This window comes from Ensifer sp. VA4 (genome assembly GCF_055710065.1).
Genome location: NZ_JBVQPO010000019.1, coordinates 32,202 through 51,994 on the forward strand (window position 1 = coordinate 32,202; position 19,793 = coordinate 51,994).

Annotated in this window: 17 protein-coding genes; 8 read left to right on the forward strand and 9 right to left on the reverse strand. The window is 63.8% G+C overall.

The window, feature by feature from the left end; all coding sequences use genetic code 11:
- Positions 1–258: 258 nt before the first annotated feature.
- Together AC0C6X_RS27025 and AC0C6X_RS27030 are read left to right on the forward strand one after the other, a co-directional pair.
- Positions 259–1,602, forward strand: coding sequence for an NfeD family protein (locus tag AC0C6X_RS27025; RefSeq protein ID WP_173518811.1), 1,344 nt, complete (start codon positions 259–261; stop codon positions 1,600–1,602).
- A gap of 60 nt (positions 1,603–1,662) precedes the next feature.
- Positions 1,663–2,442: a slipin family protein gene (locus AC0C6X_RS27030; RefSeq protein ID WP_173518810.1), complete on the forward strand. Its 780-nt coding sequence runs from the start codon at positions 1,663–1,665 to the stop codon at positions 2,440–2,442.
- 13 nt (positions 2,443–2,455) lie between these two features.
- Here the strand turns inward: AC0C6X_RS27030 and AC0C6X_RS27035 are convergent, their stop codons facing one another.
- From AC0C6X_RS27035 to AC0C6X_RS27055, 5 genes are all read right to left on the reverse strand, one after another.
- A complete protein-coding gene (locus AC0C6X_RS27035; RefSeq protein WP_173518809.1) occupies positions 2,456–3,268 on the reverse strand; it encodes an inositol monophosphatase family protein in 813 nt (270 codons plus the stop codon).
- 32 nt (positions 3,269–3,300) lie between these two features.
- Positions 3,301–4,362, reverse strand: a complete 1,062-nt coding sequence (locus AC0C6X_RS27040) for an ABC transporter ATP-binding protein (protein ID WP_472956181.1) — start codon at positions 4,360–4,362, stop codon at positions 3,301–3,303.
- An 8-nt stretch (positions 4,363–4,370) separates the two neighbouring features.
- Positions 4,371–6,605 (reverse strand): ABC transporter permease, encoded by a 2,235-nt coding sequence (locus AC0C6X_RS27045; RefSeq protein WP_472956156.1) that lies wholly within the window; start codon positions 6,603–6,605, stop codon positions 4,371–4,373.
- Positions 6,606–6,722: 117 nt separating this feature from the next.
- The gene (locus AC0C6X_RS27050; RefSeq protein WP_173518807.1) at positions 6,723–7,748 is read right to left on the reverse strand and encodes an ABC transporter substrate-binding protein; all 1,026 of its coding nucleotides are present in this window, start codon (positions 7,746–7,748) and stop codon (positions 6,723–6,725) included.
- Positions 7,749–7,872: 124 nt separating this feature from the next.
- On the reverse strand, positions 7,873–8,895 hold the full coding sequence (locus AC0C6X_RS27055) for an ABC transporter substrate-binding protein (RefSeq protein WP_247958724.1): 1,023 nt from the start codon (positions 8,893–8,895) through the stop codon (positions 7,873–7,875).
- Between the two features lie 218 nt (positions 8,896–9,113).
- Between AC0C6X_RS27055 and AC0C6X_RS27060 the strand changes: the two genes are divergently transcribed.
- A complete protein-coding gene (locus AC0C6X_RS27060) occupies positions 9,114–9,854 on the forward strand; it encodes a response regulator transcription factor (protein WP_173518806.1) in 741 nt (246 codons plus the stop codon).
- The gene (locus AC0C6X_RS27065; protein ID WP_472956160.1) at positions 9,851–11,944 is read left to right on the forward strand and encodes a two-component system sensor histidine kinase NtrB; all 2,094 of its coding nucleotides are present in this window, start codon (positions 9,851–9,853) and stop codon (positions 11,942–11,944) included. The genes AC0C6X_RS27060 and AC0C6X_RS27065 overlap by 4 nt, the downstream gene beginning before the upstream one ends.
- A 3-nt stretch (positions 11,945–11,947) precedes the next feature.
- Here AC0C6X_RS27065 and AC0C6X_RS27070 read toward each other — a convergent pair whose 3' ends face one another.
- Entirely contained in the window at positions 11,948–12,658 is a 711-nt protein-coding gene (locus tag AC0C6X_RS27070; RefSeq protein WP_472956163.1) for a phosphatase PAP2 family protein, read from the reverse strand.
- Between the two features lie 412 nt (positions 12,659–13,070).
- Between AC0C6X_RS27070 and AC0C6X_RS27075 the strand changes: the two genes are divergently transcribed.
- From AC0C6X_RS27075 to AC0C6X_RS27085, 3 genes are all read left to right on the forward strand, one after another.
- Positions 13,071–13,766, forward strand: coding sequence for a response regulator (locus AC0C6X_RS27075; RefSeq protein WP_472956164.1), 696 nt, complete (start codon positions 13,071–13,073; stop codon positions 13,764–13,766).
- Entirely contained in the window at positions 13,763–14,935 is a 1,173-nt protein-coding gene (locus AC0C6X_RS27080; RefSeq protein WP_472956166.1) for an ATP-binding protein, read from the forward strand. The genes AC0C6X_RS27075 and AC0C6X_RS27080 overlap by 4 nt, the downstream gene beginning before the upstream one ends.
- Before the next feature lie 150 nt (positions 14,936–15,085).
- Positions 15,086–16,084 (forward strand): DUF535 family protein, encoded by a 999-nt coding sequence (locus AC0C6X_RS27085; RefSeq protein ID WP_472956167.1) that lies wholly within the window; start codon positions 15,086–15,088, stop codon positions 16,082–16,084.
- Positions 16,085–16,121: 37 nt separating this feature from the next.
- On the opposite strand, the gene AC0C6X_RS27090 is transcribed toward AC0C6X_RS27085, so the two are convergent.
- From AC0C6X_RS27090 to AC0C6X_RS27100, 3 genes are all read right to left on the reverse strand, one after another.
- Entirely contained in the window at positions 16,122–16,745 is a 624-nt protein-coding gene (locus AC0C6X_RS27090; protein WP_173518800.1) for a LysE family translocator, read from the reverse strand.
- Between the two features lie 91 nt (positions 16,746–16,836).
- Entirely contained in the window at positions 16,837–17,289 is a 453-nt protein-coding gene (locus AC0C6X_RS27095; protein ID WP_173518799.1) for an Lrp/AsnC family transcriptional regulator, read from the reverse strand.
- An 88-nt stretch (positions 17,290–17,377) separates the two neighbouring features.
- Positions 17,378–18,436, reverse strand: coding sequence for a LacI family DNA-binding transcriptional regulator (locus tag AC0C6X_RS27100; protein ID WP_173518798.1), 1,059 nt, complete (start codon positions 18,434–18,436; stop codon positions 17,378–17,380).
- A 245-nt stretch (positions 18,437–18,681) separates the two neighbouring features.
- Between AC0C6X_RS27100 and AC0C6X_RS27105 the strand changes: the two genes are divergently transcribed.
- Positions 18,682–19,674: an autoinducer 2 ABC transporter substrate-binding protein gene (locus tag AC0C6X_RS27105; RefSeq protein WP_173518797.1), complete on the forward strand. Its 993-nt coding sequence runs from the start codon at positions 18,682–18,684 to the stop codon at positions 19,672–19,674.
- Positions 19,675–19,793 lie beyond the last annotated feature (119 nt).

Below are 19,793 nucleotides of genomic sequence, written 5' to 3' on the forward strand. Positions count from 1 at the left end.
AAATCCTGTTGTGGTCGATATCGGGGAGGCGCCGTAGCTGTTGCCTCGAGCCGGCCGCGGCGCGTCTTCGCGAAAGGAGCCTAGCAGATAACCCCGATCGCCGGACTTGTCATCACGCCGCAGCCGGAAGGCTGCCCTCGTTGCTCGGGGAGCCGGCCAACCAGTAGCAAGCTTGCTTCGTCCTAACCTTGTGTTGTGCTATCATCCTCGAATGGACGCCTCTTCGGGGGCGTTGCGCATGCGAGGTTTTGACGACGGATGTTGCGAATCCTCACGCTGTTGCTCGTTTTGGTCTCATCGTTCGCGTTTCCAGCTTCGTTGCGAGCCGAAAACGATCGGGTCGCCTTGGTGTTGCATGTCAACGGCGCCATCGGCCCGGCCACGTCCGAGTATGTCAGGCGCGGCCTGACAAAGGCGCAGGAGCGTCGCCTTGCGCTCATCGTCTTGCAGATGGATACGCCCGGCGGTCTCGACACGTCGATGCGTGAGATCATCCGCGCGATCCTCGCTTCCCCCGTGCCTGTAGCGAGCTACGTCGCGCCGAGCGGTGCGCGCGCAGCGAGCGCGGGCACCTACATCCTCTATGCCAGCCACATTGCGGCGATGGCGCCGGGAACGAATCTCGGTGCGGCGACCCCGATTGCGATCGGCGGCGACATGTTCGGCCAGGGCAAGGATGCCGATACCGACAAGGACGACGGCAAACCGCCCGCGGCGCAGAACGCCGCCGAGGCGAAGCTCGTCAATGATGCGGTGGCCTATATCCGCGGACTGGCCGAGTTGCGCGGGCGCAATGCCGACTGGGCCGAAAAGGCGGTGCGCGAGGCCGCAAGCCTTTCGGCCGAGGCGGCCGTCAGGGAGAAGGTCGTCGATTTCACCGCCACAACCATCGCTGATCTGTTGAAGCAGGCAAGCGGGCGGACCGTGCGCGCCGGGCAGCAGGAGATCGTGCTCGATACGGCAGGGATCGCCGCCGAGGACTTCATGCCCGACTGGCGCACCCGACTGCTTTCAGTCGTCACCGATCCCAATATCGCGGTCATCCTGATGATGATCGGCATTTACGGTTTGATCTTCGAGTTTCTCTCGCCGGGATCGGTGGCGCCGGGCACCGTTGGTGGCATCAGCCTGCTGCTTGGGCTCTATGCGCTTTCCGTGCTGCCGGTCAGCTACGCCGGCATCGGGCTGATCCTGCTCGGGATCGGCCTCATGGTTGCCGAGGCCCATTCGCCGTCTTTCGGCGTGCTCGGAGCCGGCGGCAGCGTTTCAATAGTCCTGGGCGCGGCAATCCTCTTCGACACAGATACGCCGGGCCTGCAGGTCTCCTGGTCCGTGCTGGCGGCGCTTGCCGTCGCAAGCTTCGGCTTCAGCCTGCTGGTCGCCCGGCTGGCCTTCAGCTCACGCCGCCACGCGGTGGTGACCGGCGGCGAACAGATGATCGGCATTGTCGGCAAGGTCGATAGTTGGACAGGCGCCGCCGGCTACGTCATTGCCCATGGTGAACGCTGGCAGGCGGTAAGCACGCAAACGCTATCGAGAGGTGAAACTGTGAAGGTTGTCGGGCGAGACGGCCTGACGCTCGAAGTGGTGCGCGACGGCTAAAAGGCATAGCGCGCCGCGGGTCCTGTGGGCGCAAGCGAAAGCCGGAATGGAGGAATGGTCATGGACATGTTCGGGAGCCTTGCTCCTTTTGCCGCGTTGCTGGTGCTCATCATTCTCGTCATCGCCTATGCGATCCGGATCCTGCGCGAATACGAGCGCGGGGTGGTCTTCACGCTCGGGCGGTTCACCGGCGTCAAGGGGCCGGGCTTGATCCTGCTCGTGCCCTATGTGCAGCAGATGGTGCGGGTCGACCTTCGAACCCGGGTGCTGGACGTGCCAAGCCAGGACGTCATCTCCCATGACAACGTCTCGGTCCGCGTCAGCGCCGTGATCTACTTCCGCGTCATCGATGCGGAGAAATCGACGATCCAGGTCGAGGATTTCATGATGGCGACCAGCCAGCTGGCGCAAACGACCCTGCGTTCGGTGCTCGGCAAACACGATCTCGACGAGATGTTGGCCGAGCGCGACCGGCTGAACGAGGACATCCAGAAGATCCTCGACAGCCAGACGGATGCCTGGGGCATCAAGGTGGCGACGGTCGAAATCAAACATGTCGACATCAACGAGAGCATGATCCGCGCGATCGCCCGCCAGGCGGAAGCCGAACGCGAGCGGCGCGCCAAGGTGATCAATGCCGAGGGCGAGCAGCAGGCGGCGGCCAAGCTGCTCGAGGCTGCGGAGATCCTGTCCCAGCAGCCTCAGGCGATGCAACTACGCTATTTGAGCACGCTCAACGTGATTGCGGGCGAGAAGAACTCGACGATCGTCTTTCCCTTCCCGATGGAGATCGGCGGCCTGTTCGGGCTAAAGGCTGACAAGCCGACCGGTCAATCATGAGTGCGCCAAGGGCTCAGGCCGCCGTCCTTTCAAGATTGGCGACTTTCAGCAGATCGTCGACTGCGCCGGGCGCAGCCGCCAGGACCGGCGCCCAATGGGTCAAAGCCTCGCCACGCGTCGGGAAGGGCAATGTCCAGCCACCGGCTTCGTTCACCAGGCAGTAGCCACCGAGGCAATCCCAGGCATGCATACAGGGTTCGTAGTAACCGACCAGCCTGCCAGCGGCGACATAGGCGATCATCAGCGCGCCGGAGCCGTTGCGCATGAAGTTGCCGCCGTTTGAAAGCAGGCGCTCGACGATGGCGCCCATCTCGGCGGGTTTCACCTGGTCGTTGGCGCCAAGCCCGGTGACGGCGTTGCGGATCGTGCGTGTGCCGTCGAGACGAAGCGGCTTGCCGTTCAGTGTCGCGCCGCGGCCCGTTGCCGCGGCATAGATTTCCTGATGGCACGGCGCATGGATGACGCCGATGACCGGCTTTTCCGCATGGACAACGGCAATCGACACGCACCAGTTCGGCATGCCGTTGACGAAGGGGGTGGTGCCGTCGATCGGGTCTAGCACCCAGGTGAAGCCGGACGTGCCGTGGAGAAGCCCGTGTTCCTCGCCGAGCACGCCATCGTCCGGAAATGCCGCGGCGATCTTGTCGCGGATCAAGGTCTCGACGTTGCGGTCGGCGATCGAGACAACGTCGTGCGCGTCGCGCTTCGTTTCGATGACAAGCGTTTCCCGCTTGAGGAAATAATCGTAGGCGAGCCGGCCGGCCTCCTCGGCCATGGATCTGGCAAGCGCGAAGCGGGCGTCGAGGCCGGCAATTTCAGAAGTCATGCAAGTGTCCCTCTCGTATCCAGTTTGAAAATTCAGGCGTCAATCAAAGCAAGGCCGCGGTTGCGGAAACCGATGGCGACCTCGGTTGCCGGAGATAGCATTTCCTCGACCGCCTGATCGACAACAAACAACAGGCCCGCCGGCGTTTCGACCTCGTATTCGACGTGACTACCGAGATAGGCGGCGCTGCTGATCGTGCCGGCAAGGGCCGCACCCTTGGCCGGCGTCAGCGTCACCGCATTCGGTCGGACGGCGAGTTTCGACGGACCGGGCCGAGCACTTCTCGACTGCAGGCGATGCTCGAGGCCGCCGACACGGATCGTCGCCTGGCCGGCGTCAGTCGCGGTGACCTCGCAGGGCAACACATTGGCCTCGCCCATGAAGTCGGCGATGAAGGTGGAGGCGGGCGCCTCGTAGAGATCGCGCGGCGCGCCCTGTTGGGCGATTGCGCCGTCCTTCATGACGATGATGCGGTCGGAAACGGCGAGCGCCTCGTCCTGGTCGTGGGTGACGTAGACGGCGGTAAAGCCGAGCCGCTGCTGCAATTCGCGGATCTCGGTGCGCACCCTGCGGCGCAGGCGCGCGTCGAGGTTGGAAAGCGGCTCGTCGAGGAGGAGCACCTGCGGCTCAAGCACGAGGGCTCGGGCAACGGCCACGCGCTGCTGCTGTCCGCCGGAAAGCTCGGCCGGGAGCCTTTGTCCGAGACCGCCAAGGCCGACGAGCTGCAGACCTTCTTCGGCACGCTCGCGCGCCTCCTTCTTCTTGATGCCGGACGACTCGAGCCCATAGGCGACATTGTCGAGCGCCGACATGTGCGGGAAGAGCGCATAGGACTGGAAGACCATCGAGACGTCGCGCTCGTTGGCCGGCAGCATGGTCACGTCCTTGCCGCCGATCAGGATCTTTCCAGCAGAGGGGTGCTCGAGGCCCGCCAGCATGCGCAGCGTCGTCGTCTTGCCGCAGCCGGAGGGCCCGAGCAGGGTTACGAGCGTACCGGGTTCGATGGTGAGCGACAGGTCGTGGATAGCGGTGAAGGCGCCGAACTGCTTGCGCACGTTCTGAAAGACGACAGAGCCGGTGCGCGGGGCGCTCATGTGAGTGCTCATGCGGTTTTCTCCTGGGAGATGGTGGTGGCGGGACGGGCGGGAGCGGCGCCGAAGACGCGGTTCTCCCGCCTCAGCTTGCGTTCGCCGACGAGGAGCTGCAGGCCGGTGATGACGGTGATCATCACCAAGATGAGGGCGGAGGAATAGGCAATCGCAACACCGAACTCGCCGTTTTCGACGAGGCCGACGATATAGGCGGTCGCCATGTTGTATTCGGCGCTGACGAGGAACACGACTGCGCTGATCGAGGTGATCGCCCGGACGAAAGAGTAGACGAGGGCGGCGACGACGGCGGGCCTCAGCAGCGGCAGGATGACCTTGCGCAGCGTGCGGAAGCTCGTTGCCCGAAGCGTCAGCGACGCCTCGTCGAGGCTCTTGTCGAGCTGGCTCATCGCCGCAATGCCGCCGCGCACGCCGACCGGCATATTGCGGAAGACGAAGCAGGCGACGAGGATCAACGCCGTGCCGGTCATTTCGAGTGGCGGCAGGTTGAAGGCGATGATGTAGCTGATGCCGATGACGGTGCCGGGAATGGCGAAGCTCAGCATCAGCGCGAACTCGAAGACGTCGCGGCCGGCAAAGCGCTGGCGCACGATGAGATAGGCAGTGAGCAGCCCCACCAACGCCGTCAGGGGCGCTGCGATCAGCGAGATTTCCATGGTCGTCCAGAAGGAGTTCCAGGCAACGCCGGTCCAGGCGATCGCGCCGTCCACGACGGAGATCGAGAAAGCCTTGGCGTAGTGGTCGAGCGTCAGCGAATTGTCGAGGCCCCAGGTTTTCACGAAACCGCCGAAGAGGATCATGCCGTAGACGACCACGGTAAAGATCATCCAGGGGATGACGACGGCGTGAACGCCGATCGACAGCGAGCGCGGCAGCGCACTGTGGGCGCCGGAGTCGCCCTTGCCGGTGACGGTCGAATAGTTCTTGCCGGCGAGCCAGTAGCGCTGCGCCAAAAAGGCCGAGAGCGTGAAGCAGAGCAGGATGATCGCGAGAACCGCGGCGCGGGAGGGATCGTTCTGCGCGCCGACGACGGCAAAGAAGATTTCGGTCGAGAGCACGCCGTGGCTGCCGCCGAGCACCAGCGGATTGCCGAAATCGGCCATGCTTTCGATGAAGCCGATGAGGAAAGCGTTTGCGAGGCCGGGTTTCATCAGCGGCAGCGAGACGTTCCAGAAGGTGCGCCAGCGATCGGCGCGCAGCGTCTGAGACGCCTCCTCCATCGACGGGCTGACACCTTCGACGACGCCGATCAGCACAAGGAAGGAGATCGGCGTGAAGGAGAGAACCTGGGCGATCCAGATGCCGGTGAGCCCATAGAGCCAGCGGCCGGGCTCGACGCCGAAAACATCGGAGAGAAATTCGGTGACGACGCCGGCGCGGCCGAAAAGCAGGGTCAGCGCCAGGCCAATGACGAAGGGCGGCGTGATGATCGGCAGCACCGTCAAGAGCCGCATGCCCTTCTTGAAGGGAAAGCGCGTGCGGGTGGCGACCAGCGCGAAGGCGAGGCCGAGCAGCGTCGAACCGGACGCCGTCATCAGTGCCAGCCACAGGGTTCGCCAGGCAACGCCGCAGCGGCCCTCGCCGACGACGCAGCGCAAGCTCCAGATCGAGGCATCCTGGATGTTGCGGATGAACCCGTCCGGCTTGAACGAGCCGTCGAAATCCTGGACGGAAGCCGCGAACATGCTGCCGACCGGATAGAAAACGAAGACGACGACCAGAGAAACGAGCAGCGAGATCGCTGCGACGATGAAGGCATCTCCCTTGAGCACGCCACGCTCGGCAAGCCCGAAGGCGAATATCAGGATGAAGGCAAGTGCCAGGAATACGGCGCCGGCGCCCATCGATGGCTGCCCGTCCGAAAGCGGCCCGAACAGGACCTCGCTGACTGTCCACGTCCAGCCGGTGAAGCCGATCGCAAGCCCCTGAAGGGCGAGATAGAGGACACCCGTTGCGCCGGCGATAGCAAGCACAAGCCCACGGCGTGCGGGATCGCTCACAAAGCGCGCCGCCGCGCAGATGCCGAGCAGCACCAGTGCCACGACCAGCCACGGCCGGCCATGCGCAAAGATCTGCATCAGGCCGGGGGCAACGGCCGGGTCCCCGGGGAAATCGGCGATCCAGCCGAGCCCGAAGAAGCCACCTTCGATGCGATACCAGGGGACAGCCAAGAATGCGGCCAGTCCGAGCCCGAGCGCGAGGTCGAGCCTGCGGTTGCGATGTTCCATGACGGTCCTCGCGTGAATTGAAATGAGAATGGTGTGACGTGGCGTCGCCGCGGAGGCGACGGACGAGCGCTGGGCCGCTCGGCCGGATCGATCATCCGGCCGAGCCTGTCCGGAGGATCAGTTGGCGGTGGCGCCGATCTCACGATCCCAGCGCTCAAGCAGCGCCTTGCGCTTCTCGGCGTCGCCGAAGGTGGCAAAGTCATAGTCGATCAGCTTGATGTCCTCGAACTTCGGTGCTTCCTTCGGCACTTCGGCCGACTTGTTGGACGGTAGCTGGAACGACTTGGCGTCCTTCATGCGCGACTGGACCTCGGGCTTCAGCGCCCAGTCGTACCAGGCCTTGGCATTGTCCAGGTTCTTGGCGCCGCGGATGATCGACATCGAGCCGATCTCGTAGCCCGTGCCTTCGCAGGGCGCGATCGCCTTGATCGGGAAGCCTTCGGCGGTCTGCGCCACCGCGTCATGCATGAAGACGATGCCGAGGCCCGCTTCGCCACGCGCGGCTGCCTTTACCGGCGCCGAGCCCGACTTGGTGTACTGCGCGATATTGCCGTTGAGCTTTTTCAGATAGTCGAAGGCCTGGTCTTCGCCCATGATCTGCACCAGCGAGGCAAGCGCCGTGTAGGCGGTGCCGGACGAATTCGGGTTCGCCATCTGGATCTCACCCTTCAGCGAGGCGTCGAGCAGATCGGCCCAGCACTTCGGCTCCTTCAGGCCTTTCTTCGAGAAGATCTCGGTGTTGTAGCCCCAGCCGAGCGCGCCGGCATAGACGCCGACCGTGCGGTAACCGGAGCCTTCGGCCTGCTTCTTTGCCCAATCGTGAAGCTGATCCAGCATCGGTGATTTGTATTCGAGCGTCAGGCCGTCGGAAGCGGCCTGCAGATGCGGGTCGCCGGTACCGGCCCACCAGATATCGGTCTTCGGATTGCGCGCCTCGGCGCGGATCTTGGCATAGGTCTCGCCGGAGGACAGGCGAACCATGTTGACCTTGATTCCGGTTTCCTTCTGGAAATCGCCGGTCATCTGCTCGCAGATCACCACGTCCGCCGAGCAGATGAGATTGAGGCTGCCGGCAGCCTGGGCCGAAAGCGCGCTGAGCGCCGTTCCGGCGAAGAGCATGAGGGAAAGGGTCATCGTTTTCATTGGGGCATCCTCCTGTTGCCTGTTTGAAACTTGACGCGAACACGGGGCGCGCAGGGCGGCCATCGGCCTGCCCGGCGGGCAGCACGTTCACGATTTTTGGTTGTGCGAGTTGGCTAAGGGCCAGTCAGTTCGTCGCGGCGATCTCCGCGTCGAACCTTTCGAGCAAGCGACTTCGTTCTTCCGGCGAGCCGAAGGTGGCGAAGTCGTAATCCACCATTTTGATCATCGAGATATCGGGCGCGGCGAGCGGTAGGTTCGAGCGCGCATTGGACGGCACCTGGTTCTGCCCGGAGGCCGCCCCGGTGCCTTGGCCCTCCGGGCTCAGCGCGAAGTCGACGAAGATCTTCGCCGTCTCCAGATGACGGGCACCCTTGACGATGCTGACCGCTCCGATCTCGTAACCGGTCCCCTCGCAGGGCGCGACGATGACCAGCGGCGAGCCCGCCTGCTTCTGGGTGACGGCGTCATGCATGAAGGAAATGCCGATCAGCGTTTCTCCGCGTGCGGCCGCTTTCACCGGGGCGGAGCCGGCCGTCGTGTACTGGTCGATGTTGCGGTTGAGCGCCGACAGGAAGCGGAAGGCTTCCTCTTCACCGAAAAGCTGGACCAGCGTCGCAAGCGTGGTGAAAGCGGTACCGGAGGAATTCGGGTTGCCGCTGCGGATACGGCCGCGATAGGCGCTGTCTGCGAGGTCCTTCCAGCAGGTCGGCGCCGGCAACTTCAGTGCATGCAGGAGATCGGCGTTGTAGGCAAATCCAAGCGCCCCAGCGTAGATGCCGGCCGATCGGCCGCCGGAGATGGCGAAGAAGTTCTGCGCCCAGGGCAGCATGTCGCGTTCATGCGCCGGTTTATACGTTTCGAGCAGGTTCTCGGACCCTGCCTGCAGATGGGTGTCGCCCGTGCCGCCCCACCAGACATCGACGGTCGGGCCGTCCTTCTCGGCGCGGAGCTGGTTGAGGATGTCGCCGGTGCTCATGCGCGTCATCGAGATTTCGAGGCCGGATTTCGCCTCGAACGCCGTCTTCATCGTGGCGCACCACGCTTCGTCGACACCGCACAACACGGTGAGCGCCGGCGCCGTCATGCCTGTTGTGGCGGCGCATAGCCATAGCGCCACGCCCGCGCCGATTGCGGTGATGCCTCTCACGATGTCCTCCTCTTCGGAACGCTGCCGTCCCAATCTCCGCAGTCAGGATGTCGATATTCCCCGCCTGCCGCAACCCGCAGAATGGTTACGGTTCTTACAGCTTCGGGCGCTCTCCGCCGTTTCAAAATTACAAAGATTACAAATATGACAAATCAGATAATGCGAGCTGCTTTGAACATTCAGACGGCCCCGCCTATGATGGGGGCGGGAGGACGTGCATGCTGAGTGAAAGGATACGGATTCTGATCGTCGAGGACGATCCGGACATGGCGGAGCTTATTTCCGATCTGGTCGAGGCGGAAGGCTGGCTACCGCTTACAGCGCCGTCGGCGGAGGCGGCGGCCAATGTGCTCGCGCGCGAGGCGGTGAATCTCGTGCTTGTCGACCATAATTTGCCGGGCACTTCGGGCCGCACCTTTGCGCAAAGGCTGCGGGCGCGCACCAATATCGGCATCGTCATGGTGACGGCGGCCGGCAGCGCTGCCGATCGGGTGCTGGGCCTGGAGACGGCGGCGGACGATTACGTCGTCAAGCCATTCGAGCCGATCGAGCTGACGGCGCGCATCAAGGCCGTCCTGCGCCGCACCCATCCTTCGCTCAAGCCTGAGCGGGAAAGCGAGCGCGAGCCTGAACCTGCATCGATGAAGCTCGGCGATTGGTCGATCGACCTCCGGAGCCGCCGGGCGATTTGCCTGACGGATCCCTCCAGATCGCTGACGAGCGCCGAGTTCGCCCTTCTGGAAATCCTCGCAGAAACGCCGAACACGCCGGTTGGCCGCGCGCAGATCCTCGACCGCCTCGGCGCCGAAAGCGATCGCTACATCGACCGCAACGTCGATGTGCTCGTGCTCAGGCTTCGCCGCAAGATCGAGCGCAATCCGGATCTACCGCGCCACATCAAGACGAGACGCGGCAAAGGCTACGTGCTCGATACCGACGACGGCGAGCCGAAATCGTGATCGTTCGCCCTTTTCTCTCGTCGATCGCCTTCCGGCTGCCCTTCGCGATCGTCTTCATCTGCGTCCTTGTCTTCGGCCTTGCAACGGTTGCGGTCTTCGGCCTGCAACGGGCGCGCGACGAGATGGCGGCCTACGGGCTGCAGGCCTTTTCCAGCCTTGCAAGGGCTTCCCTGGTTTCCCGCCAGGTTTCCGACCTCGTGTCGAGCGCACCGTTCCTGATGAACGCGACCTCTCCCTATCGCGTGTCGAGCGAAAGCCGGTCGGTCGTGACGCAGGTCGACGCGCTGCTGCGCGCCATGGTGCCGCACGATGGCGACGCGGCCGCCAAGGGCTTTGCCAGTGCTCATATCGTCGAGCTCCTGGAGACCATCCGCATGCAGACGATGACGCTGGCCGGCGACGCCGAATCGGCCCAGCAGCACAAGGCGGAAGCGGCCGCCGCGCTTGGCGAGATCGCGATCGGCAGCGGCATGGCCGACGCCGACTTCCGCCGCCGCCTCAATGGGATCGTACAATCGGCATCCAACTCGGACAGCCTGTTCCAGCTCGGTGAATTGCGCCGCCGCTACATTGCCGAAACGGTGCCGCGTCTCGAGCATGCGGCGCCGGATATCCGGGTTTCCGCCGCCGAACTCGCGCCTTACGAACGGGTTTTCGAAGCTCAGACGCAATATCTCTTGGAGATGTTCGCCATTCGCGCGGCTGTGGCGCGATTGCACAGCGTGTCGCGCGACCTCTCGCATGCGACGGAAACGCAGAGCGAGGCCGTCGCCCGCGGCCTCAACGACGATCTCGTTTCGACCTCCGATGCTCTGAGCCGCCTGCTGGTCATCGTCGCCGTCGCCGCGCTCCTCGTGCTCGTCATGGCAGTCTTCTCCATTCGCTCCGTCATGCGCGTGTCGCGTGGGATCGTGTCGCTGTCCAATGGGATGAACGCGCTTGCGGAGGGGCGCCGCGACGTCGACGCGCCGACCTACAAGGGGACGGAAACGGAGCTCGTTCGGCTGTTGGAGGCGTTCAGCGCATTTCGAGAAAGCGTCGAGCGCGTCTCGCGGCTCCGTCGGACGGCCGAGGCCGCCGCGCGCACCATCCGTTCAACCTTTCGCAACATGAACGAAGGCATCGCGCTCTTCGATCCCAGCGGCAAGCCGATCACGATGAACCGCCGCGTCATGGAGCTCGTCGGGTGGCCGGGTTCGGCAAGGAAGCTGCCGCTGCGCAGTTTCGTGAGCCCGATGCCCGAGATCGACCCGGCTCTGCTGCCGGCCGATCGCGACGCGGGCACGCTCGACGACCGACTTGTCCTGCGGCATCGGTCCGAGGTCGGCCACGTGATCGAGGTTTCGCTGTCGCGGCAGCCGGATCGCGGCATCGTGCTGCTTGCCCGGGACGTGACCGACATCGATCGGCAGGAGGCTGAAGCGGCAAAGGCCCAGCGCCTCGACGGCATCATGCGCATGACGCACCAAGTGAGCCACGAAGTCGGCAACATGATCGGCATCATCACCGGCAGCCTAGGGCTTCTGGAAAGGGACACCGGTTTCAACGATCGGCAGAAGCGTCACATCGCCCGCATCCGCAAGGCGGCCGATCGCGGCCGTTCGCTTGCCTCGAGCATGTTGTCCGTGGGCAGCCAGCACCCGATCCAGCCCGGCACGCTGGAGATCGGCGGGGTGCTGCGCGGCATGGCCGACGTGCTGGAAATCGCCGTCGGCGAAAAATGCCGTCTTGCCTTCGAGATCGCCGACGGCCTGCCCAATGTGCAGCTCGATGCCGCCCTCTTCGAGCAGGCGATCCTCAATCTCTGCCTCAATGCCGCTGCCGCGATGCCTGAGGGCGGGACGATCCTGATCCGGGCCGCTCGGATGGAGGGCGACGTCGTCGTCTCCGTGACAGACGAGGGGATCGGCATGTCGCCGGAAGCCGCGGACAAGGCGTTCGAGCCCTATTTTACCACCCGCGACGAGGAGGGCGGCGCCGGTCTCGGCCTCGCCGTTGTCTACGGCTTCGTCCGGCAAAGCGGGGGCGATGCCCGCATCCTCTCTCAGCCGGGAAGGGGAACGACCGTCGAGCTGGTCTTTCCGAGTTGAACGTCAGTGGCGATCTACGGATTTCGCCGCCGCCCGAGCCGTTGAACGGCGGCATCTATGCGTTCGCCATTGTCGCGGAAGGCCGACCAGAGCCACGTCATCAGCCAGCATCAGAAGCCAGGCGAGCACGACGTCGGAGAGGAAGTGTGCGCCAAACACGATCCGGTTGAGCGAGAAGGCGAGGATCGATGGGATGAGCGCGACGATCGCCATGCGTTGCCACCGAACGGGCAGAAGCAGCGCCAATGCAACGAGGGCAATCGCCGTTGCGGATTCGCCGGACGCGAAGGAGCAACTGCGCGAACAGGCGCTGGAGACCTGCCAGGCGGGTGTGAACGGCAGGCTGCCGCCGAAATCCGTGATGTCGTAGGGGCGGGCGCGGCCGACCATCCGCTTCAGCGTCTGGATGAGCAGCCCGGGGCCAACGGCGTAAAAGGTAAGGAAGAACAATGCCTTGTGCGGACGCAACAACCGTGGGTGCGGCGTGATCGTCTGTATGATCAACAGCGCCAGGACGGACGGCAGAATGAAGACCGGCAGGACGCGATTGAAGTCGCGAAGTGCCCTGAGCGCGGGCTCCCGCGAAAGCGGAAAGTCACCAGCCGCCGATGCGGCCCAGCGCGAAACGACGAGATCGATGCCGGGAAAGGCCATGAAGATGAAAGCAGCGCAGATGGTCAGCGCGCCCGCAACGGCGATCGGTTGATCTTCCATGCGGGCGCGGGCTTGCCTGACCCATAGACGCGGGCTGGCGCGCAACCATCGGATGCCGTCTGAAGATGTTGCCGTGGATGGAAAAAGGCTGGACATGCCGGTCGCTCGCAGATTGTCGGTGTGTGCGGACCGGACATTTGCTTCGCCCTGTCAAGGCTAGGTGGAGGATCAAGGTGCGCTTGACGCGTAGAGTAACGCGATTGTTGGCTACATCTTTTGGTTGATCACGGGCGGCGCCATCTATCAATTTCCCTGGCGCCTCGGTGCCGATTGTCAAGAAACGGCGGAGATTTGTCCGGCGCTCTATCCGGAAAGCCAGCGAAGGGGCGGTCGTGCTGCCCGGACGAATTGCAAGTCGAATCCATTCGTCCCATAAGCTGCAGATCACAACATCGGCCCAGGGAGTTGGTTTATGGTCGACAAGGGTCTCATCCTTTTGGCGGAGGACGAGCCGGAGATCGCGCAGATACTCGACGCCTATCTGGTGCGCGATGGCTTCAGGACGGTGCGTGCGGCCGATGGCGAAACGGCGCTGACGCATCATGCGGTGTTGTCGCCCGATTTGGTTCTGCTCGACGTCCGCATGCCGAAGCTCGATGGCTTTGAAGTCCTCGCCCGTCTGCGACGCGAGGGCAACACGCCCGTCATCATGGTCACGGCCCTTGCCGAGGATCTCGACCGGTTGACCGGCCTGAGGCTCGGGGCCGACGATTATGTGGTGAAACCCTTCAATCCGCAGGAAGTGGTGGCGCGCGTCAACGCGGTGCTGCGGCGCACCCGAAGCGGCGCGGGTGCGACCATGCTTCGCTTCGAGAATGTGGAGGTCGATCTCGATGCCCACGTCGCCTTCGTCGAGAAGAGCGGCCGCCGCCATTCGGTGCCGCTGACGCTCAGCGAATTTCGCATCCTCGCCCACATGATCCGTCGCCCGACCCATGCCTTCGACCGCGCCGATATCCTCGATGCCTGCCTGCCGGACAGCGATGCGCTTGCCCGCACGGTCGATACCCATATCGCCAATCTCAGGCGCAAGCTGGACGATCTCGGCGCCTGTGGTTTCTTCAGCGCCGTGCGTGGTGTCGGCTATCGCTTCGTGGAGCCGAGATGAAGATCAGTCTCTCGCGCCTGCCGCTCGGCATTCTCACCGCCCTGGTGACGATCGTTCTGCTGATCATCAGCGTGTTCATCATCTATGCCGGCGTCGACTACATGGAGCCGCGGCTGGAAGCGAAGATGCTTGAGCGGATGCCGCCGGAGGCAGCCCAGGCCTATACCGATTTCAATTCCGGCAAGCTGCCGAGCCAGGAATCGCTGCAGCAATTGCTTTCGACCATGCCGGAACTCGAGGACTGGGCGAACTGGGAGGTGGACAAGATTATCCTCGGTTTTGGGACGGCGGCAGTCACATTTTGCGGTCTCGTCGGCTACTGGCTGGCGCGCAAGATCAGCCGGCCGCTCGAGGTGCTCGCCCAGGCAACGCAGAACCTCAGGGCGGGTGATTTCGCCGTACGCGTCGGATCGATCCGCAAGGGTGCCAAGGAGGTGGCAACGCTCGTGAAGACGTTCGACGAACTGGCGGCCGAGCTCGAAAACATGGAGAATCGGCTGCGTTTCAACACGATGGCGGTGGCCCACGAGCTGCGAACGCCGCTGACGATCCTTCAAGGCAACCTCCAGGGCATGGCGGATGGCGTGTTTCCTCTCGAACAGGAGAGGGTCCAGCAACTGTTGCTGCAGGTGGAGGGACTTTCCGCCCTGGTCGAGGACTTGCGGACGCTCTCGCTCGCCGCCGGACAGAAGCTGGTCACGCAGTGTCAACCGGTCGATCTTGCGGCCGAGGCAACCCAGGTTCTCGGCGCGTCCTGCACTTTGCTTGGCGCGGCCGGCATGTCGGTCGAGACGGCGCTGGAACCGGTCCGGGTCTCCGGAGATTCGCAACGCCTGCGCCAGGCGCTTTTGGCGCTGATCGAGAACGCCACGCGTTACGCAGCCAGTGGCGGGGTACTACGGTGTGAGACGGGCCGACGCGGGGCTGACGAGGCCTTTATCCGGTTGCTGGATCGCGGCCCCGGATTGCCGGACGACGTCTCGACCCATTCGATCGATCTTTTCTGGCGCGGCGATGCCTCACGGTCGAGGGCAACGGGAGGCACCGGCCTCGGTCTCTCCGTCGTGCAGGCGATCGCCAAGGCGCATGGTGGGCGGCTGGAATTCGCATCCCGCGCCGGCGGCGGCGCCGTGATCACGATCGTCCTGCCCCGCGCAGTCCCAGCCTAAGGCCGGCGCCGGCCTCCGGGGCGTCACGCCAGGCGTGCAGATTCCGCGCTCATTTGCCGACCGCTTCTCCGCAATTCCTTGACAGTCCGAAGGCAAACCCAGGCTGGCCGAATAACCCGGCCAGCAGCGTTTGCTCTCGAGGATTGCACCATGTCCCTGGAAATCAGGCAGGAATACAGCGCGGACCTGCAGTTGCCCGCTCAAGACACTACGACGCATGGCGGCGCGCCGTTATCGTCTTCAGGACGCTCGCTGCCCGGGTCGATTGCCCGAGAGCGGTCGCGAACCAAAGCATCGATCCTGGGCCACGTCCTGAAGCTCGGCCTCAGGGTCAGCCTGAAACGCGCCGTCGTCTTTTCGATGCGATTTGTGCGCCATCCCTTCCTTACTGCGCGCTGGATCGCCTTTCTCGGCGAGTTCGGCGAACGCTATCGCCTGGGGCTGCCGCATGACGATCTCGTGCGCAAATCGATCCCGACCTTCTTCCTGCACGGTGCCTCTTCGTCCGGACGGCTCGACTTGCTGCTCAGCCATTTCGACGTCGCGAGCGAGGTCCTGTCACGCCGCTCGCTGATGGCGCTCTGGCGGGGAGGCGCGCTGGAGATGGGAACGGTCTCCGGTCGCGCTGAGAACTATCGCATTCAGCTGCAATTGGCCGACCATTGCGGTGCCCGTCACGAGGGTGCCTTCGCAATCAGGCTTCGCCGCCAGAGCGACGAATACACGCTTTGTACGGTCGGCTTCGTCTTCGTACGCTCTGGCGACGACACCTACAGCCTTGCGATCGGCGGCATGCAGGGGCCGAAGGGCGAAGATGCGAAACGGGCGTTGATCACGGCAACGCGTGATCTTGGTGGTTTGCGTCCCAAGGATGCGGCGCTGCTCGTCCTCCAGGGGCTGGTGGCGGAAGGTCATGCGGCCTTTATCCATGCGGTTTCGAACGAAAGACACGTGATCAATCGCCGTCGCCTCAAGCGGCGGAAGATGATGATGGTGGATCTCGACGCCTATTGGTGCGATCGCGGCGGGGCACCGGCTGAACCCTTCGGCTTCCGCCTTCCCGTTGTGGACGCCAAGGCCGCGCCCGGGGGCAATCGGCGCGAGCAAAGCAAGCGGGCGTTCCGCGACATCGGCGCCTGGTTCTACTGAACCGGGCGCATCGGCACGCTTCCTCCCTTCTGCTTTTCTAAAACAGTCCCTTGGCGGCGGCGCCGACGGCGATGACGCCGAAGGCGATCAGGACGAGGCCCGAAAGGCGCGACACCCAGGCGACGAAGCTGCCGGGCAGCCGTGTCCGGGCGATCGCGACCCCGCCGCTCAGGAAAAACCACCAGCCGAGCGAGCCGAGGAACACGCCGATGACGACGATCGCTGCACTCAGTGCGTCGCCGGTTTTGGCGAGGCCGAGGCCGGCGAAGATCGCGGCAAAGGATAGGATGGTCGCCGGGCTGGTCATCGTCAGGAGAAACGTTGAAGCCGTCGTGCGGATGAGATCGTGTCCGCCGACATCGGCTGCGGCTGTCACCGGTTTCGGCCGCAAACCGCTTAAGCCGAGCCAGATCATGAACAGCCCGCCGGCCAGGCCAAGCGGCGTGGCCACGATCGAGAGCACGGCTGCGAAAGCGGCAAAGCCGATCGCGGCAAGGGCTGCGTAGGTGGCATCGGCAGCGGCCGTTCCCAGTCCACCGGCGACGCCGGCCCAGAACCCGCGTTCCAGCGTGCGGTTGATGCAGAGCGCCCCCATCGGGCCGAGCGGGGCTGCGATCGCGAGACCGAGCAAGAGGCTTTTTCCAAACAACAACGTAGACATGGCAGGTCTCCGGCGCGGCATGGCTCGACACCCCAATGGATGGCCATGCGCAGCACTTCAAAAATGTAGCAGCAAGTCTTTGCGCCTCCGGTCAGGCGCGCTGTGCGGTCGTCGCCAGGCTTTCCCGGACGGTCGACAGCGCGATCACCGTTTCGCTTCGCGCCAGGAACCGCCGTTGCTTCAACTCGGCAAGGAACGGTTCAAGGTCGCCAAGTGATGGCATCCGGACCTTCACGCAATAGGACCAGGCGCCGGTAACATGGTGGCACTCGGCCACGGCCGGATGGTCGGCCATGAAGCTACGGAACGCCGCCTCATCCGCATCCGGCGCCAAGCCGACCCAGACGAAGGCCAGCACGTCGAGGCCAAGCGCGCGATGATCGACCTCAAGCGTAAAGTTTCGGATCACGCCAGTGGCGACGAGCCGACGGATGCGTTCGTTGACGGCGGAGGGGGAAAGCTCCACCGCGGCGCCGATATCGGTCAGCGACCGCCTGGCGTCTTCAGCGAGAATTTCAATGATTTTTCTGTCCACTGCATCCATGACCAATGAATACGCGGAAATTTAGGGATTGTACAGAAGATTCTTTGTTTGCCGATGGGTTCAGCCGAGGAAACGTTGGCCGGGTGGCTTACTCGATGTCCTTTAAGGCGTCGAGCGGGCCGGTCAGTGCCGTTCGTGGCTGCACCAGTTCGGGTTGGATAAGGTGGATGCATGGTTGGGGCCGGGCCTCCTCGATGACGTCGAAGGCCTTGGTGATCATGCCCTCGACGTCCTGCCGGATCATGATGACCGGGAAGGGCAGGAAGGATGCGAAGGGATCGTAGTCGTAGCAGCCGACGACGAGATCGGCGAAGTTCTCGTGCGGATGTCCCGCCATGAAGCGCAACAGGCCCTCGAAGTTGATCGAGGAGTTGACGAAGAGACCACGCGGCAACTTGCCGTGCTTCTCGTAGAAGGCCTCGAAGGCCAGCCTCGCATTGTTCGGCGCATAGCCGGTCGGCTGGATGCACTCGTCCGGATCGGCGCCGAGAAGCTCGTTTTTGACGGCGCGGAATCCGCGGATACGTTCGCGGCTGGCATGGTCGTTGCGGCCGCCGAAGAGGTAGAGTTCATGCGGTTCGAGCGGGCGCGTTGCCTGGAAGTGGCGGATGATCGCCTCCGTCAGCATCCGCCCGCCTTCGTAGTTGTCGCTGATGACCGAGGGCACTTTGGTGCCGGGCAGGTCGATGTTGATGTGCTTGAGACCGGCCGCCTCGCAAACCTCATGCACACCGTCAGGATCGGTGGCGCCGCAGATGAAAAGTTCGTCGATCGAGTAGGAGATCAGCGTCTCCGCGGTCTTGCGCTCCTCTTTCGGATCGCGGCTGGCGCTGACGACGATCGGGCATTGCCCCTTGCTTCGGACATGCGCCTCGAAGGTCTGCGCCATCGACGAGAAATAGCGGTTGTCATGGATCGGCAGCAGCAGGCCGATCAGGCCGGAGCGCGAACTGCGCAAGCCGCGTGCCTGGCGGTTGGCCGTATACTGGTGCGTCTCAGCGAGGCTCCGGATGAATTCCGCCGTGCTTTCCTTGATCCGGCGTTTCTGCCAGGTGCCGTTCAAGACAGCGCTTACGGTTGAGGGCGAGCTGCCCGACAACACCGACAGGTCGTAGATCGTCGCTTTCTTTTTGCCGCTGTTGGCCATCGCTTTCTCCCTTGATCGTTTTAGTGCCGATTTCCCCTTGACGAAAGATTAAGTCTGCACAATAGTTCTTGCACCATCGATTGTGCAAACAAGAAATATCGATTGTGCAATTTTGGTGGTGCCGTCTGAGGAGGCGGTGATCCGGGAGGCGAGGGCGCACTTCGCCAGTGATGGTTTGAAACTGGAGGCCGGCGCTTGGAAGCGACCGGGCGCGTTCCCTCTTCGGGAACGAGTGGAGGAGAGACATGATCAGGAAAATTCTCGTCGCCGCCCTGGCGACATCGCTGGCGCTTGCCAGCTCTGCAGCCGCCTTTGCTCAGGATGCCGGCAAGGTCGGCGTCGTCGTCAAGATCGGCGGTATTCCGTGGTTCAACGCCATGGAAGCCGGTATCAAGGAGCGCGGACAGAAGCTCGGCGTCGACGCCTTCATGGTCGGTCCGACTAGCGCCGATCCGGCGCTCCAGGTTCGCGCCATCGAAGATCTGATCGCCCAAGGGGTCAAGGTCATTGGCGTGGTCCCGAACGACGCCAAGGTGCTCGAGCCGGTTCTGACCAAGGCCAAGGAAAAAGGCATCATCGTCATCACCCATGAATCGCCGAGCCAGAAGGGCGCCGACTGGGATTTCGAACTGGCGTCGTCGACCGGTTTCGGTGAGGCGCACGGCAAGCTGCTCGCCGAGAAGATGGGCGGCAAGGGCGAATACGCCGTCTTCGTCGGTTCCCTGACCGTGCCGCTGCACAACGCCTGGGCCGATGCGGCGATCGCCTATATCAAGAAGAACTACCCGGATATGACGCTGGTCGGCGATCGCTATGGCGTCGCTGAAGACGTCGACAAGAGCCGGTCGACCGCGCTCGACCTGATCTCCGCCCATCCGAACCTGAAGGGTTTCCTCGCCTTTGGCAGCCAGGGCCCGATCGGTGCCGGCCGCGCCGTCGAAGAACGCCGCAAGGTCGGTGAGATCTTCGTACTCGGTCCCTTCTCCCCCGGTCAGGGCCAGAAGCTGGTGAAATCCGACGCGATTTCCGGTGGCTTCATGTGGAATCCGAAACAGGCCGGCGAAGTCTTCGTCACCCTTGCCGACAAGCTGATGAAAGGCGAGGAGGTCAAGGAGGGCGACGAGATCGAAGGTCTCGGCAAGATCAAGCCCGACTTCGAGAACCGCAACATCATCGTCGACCAGCTCGTGCCGATCAACAAGGACACGGTCGCAGATCTCGCGGCCATGGGTCTCTGACAGACCTCAACGGTTCTCCCGGCTGCTGGGCCGGCTCCGGCCGGCCTGGCAAGTCCCCTCAAACGGTACTGGAGCGGGATGAGGAAAGGTGTTTTCGGCTTTCCGCCCGCATCCCGCTC

Coding starts and splice junctions, on each gene's coding strand:
- AC0C6X_RS27080 (WP_472956166.1), top strand. CDS start 13,763: ATGAAGATCAGTCTCTCGCGCCTGCCGCTCGGCATTCTCACCGCCCTG.
- AC0C6X_RS27060 (WP_173518806.1), top strand. CDS start 9,114: ATGCTGAGTGAAAGGATACGGATTCTGATCGTCGAGGACGATCCGGAC.
- AC0C6X_RS27050 (WP_173518807.1), bottom strand. CDS start 7,748: ATGAAAACGATGACCCTTTCCCTCATGCTCTTCGCCGGAACGGCGCTC.
- AC0C6X_RS27095 (WP_173518799.1), bottom strand. CDS start 17,289: ATGGATGCAGTGGACAGAAAAATCATTGAAATTCTCGCTGAAGACGCC.
- AC0C6X_RS27100 (WP_173518798.1), bottom strand. CDS start 18,436: ATGGCCAACAGCGGCAAAAAGAAAGCGACGATCTACGACCTGTCGGTG.
- AC0C6X_RS27045 (WP_472956156.1), bottom strand. CDS start 6,605: ATGGAACATCGCAACCGCAGGCTCGACCTCGCGCTCGGGCTCGGACTG.
- AC0C6X_RS27070 (WP_472956163.1), bottom strand. CDS start 12,658: ATGGAAGATCAACCGATCGCCGTTGCGGGCGCGCTGACCATCTGCGCT.
- AC0C6X_RS27035 (WP_173518809.1), bottom strand. CDS start 3,268: ATGACTTCTGAAATTGCCGGCCTCGACGCCCGCTTCGCGCTTGCCAGA.
- AC0C6X_RS27040 (WP_472956181.1), bottom strand. CDS start 4,362: ATGAGCGCCCCGCGCACCGGCTCTGTCGTCTTTCAGAACGTGCGCAAG.
- AC0C6X_RS27090 (WP_173518800.1), bottom strand. CDS start 16,745: ATGTCTACGTTGTTGTTTGGAAAAAGCCTCTTGCTCGGTCTCGCGATC.
- AC0C6X_RS27075 (WP_472956164.1), top strand. CDS start 13,071: ATGGTCGACAAGGGTCTCATCCTTTTGGCGGAGGACGAGCCGGAGATC.
- AC0C6X_RS27025 (WP_173518811.1), top strand. CDS start 259: ATGTTGCGAATCCTCACGCTGTTGCTCGTTTTGGTCTCATCGTTCGCG.
- AC0C6X_RS27030 (WP_173518810.1), top strand. CDS start 1,663: ATGGACATGTTCGGGAGCCTTGCTCCTTTTGCCGCGTTGCTGGTGCTC.
- AC0C6X_RS27105 (WP_173518797.1), top strand. CDS start 18,682: ATGATCAGGAAAATTCTCGTCGCCGCCCTGGCGACATCGCTGGCGCTT.
- AC0C6X_RS27085 (WP_472956167.1), top strand. CDS start 15,086: ATGTCCCTGGAAATCAGGCAGGAATACAGCGCGGACCTGCAGTTGCCC.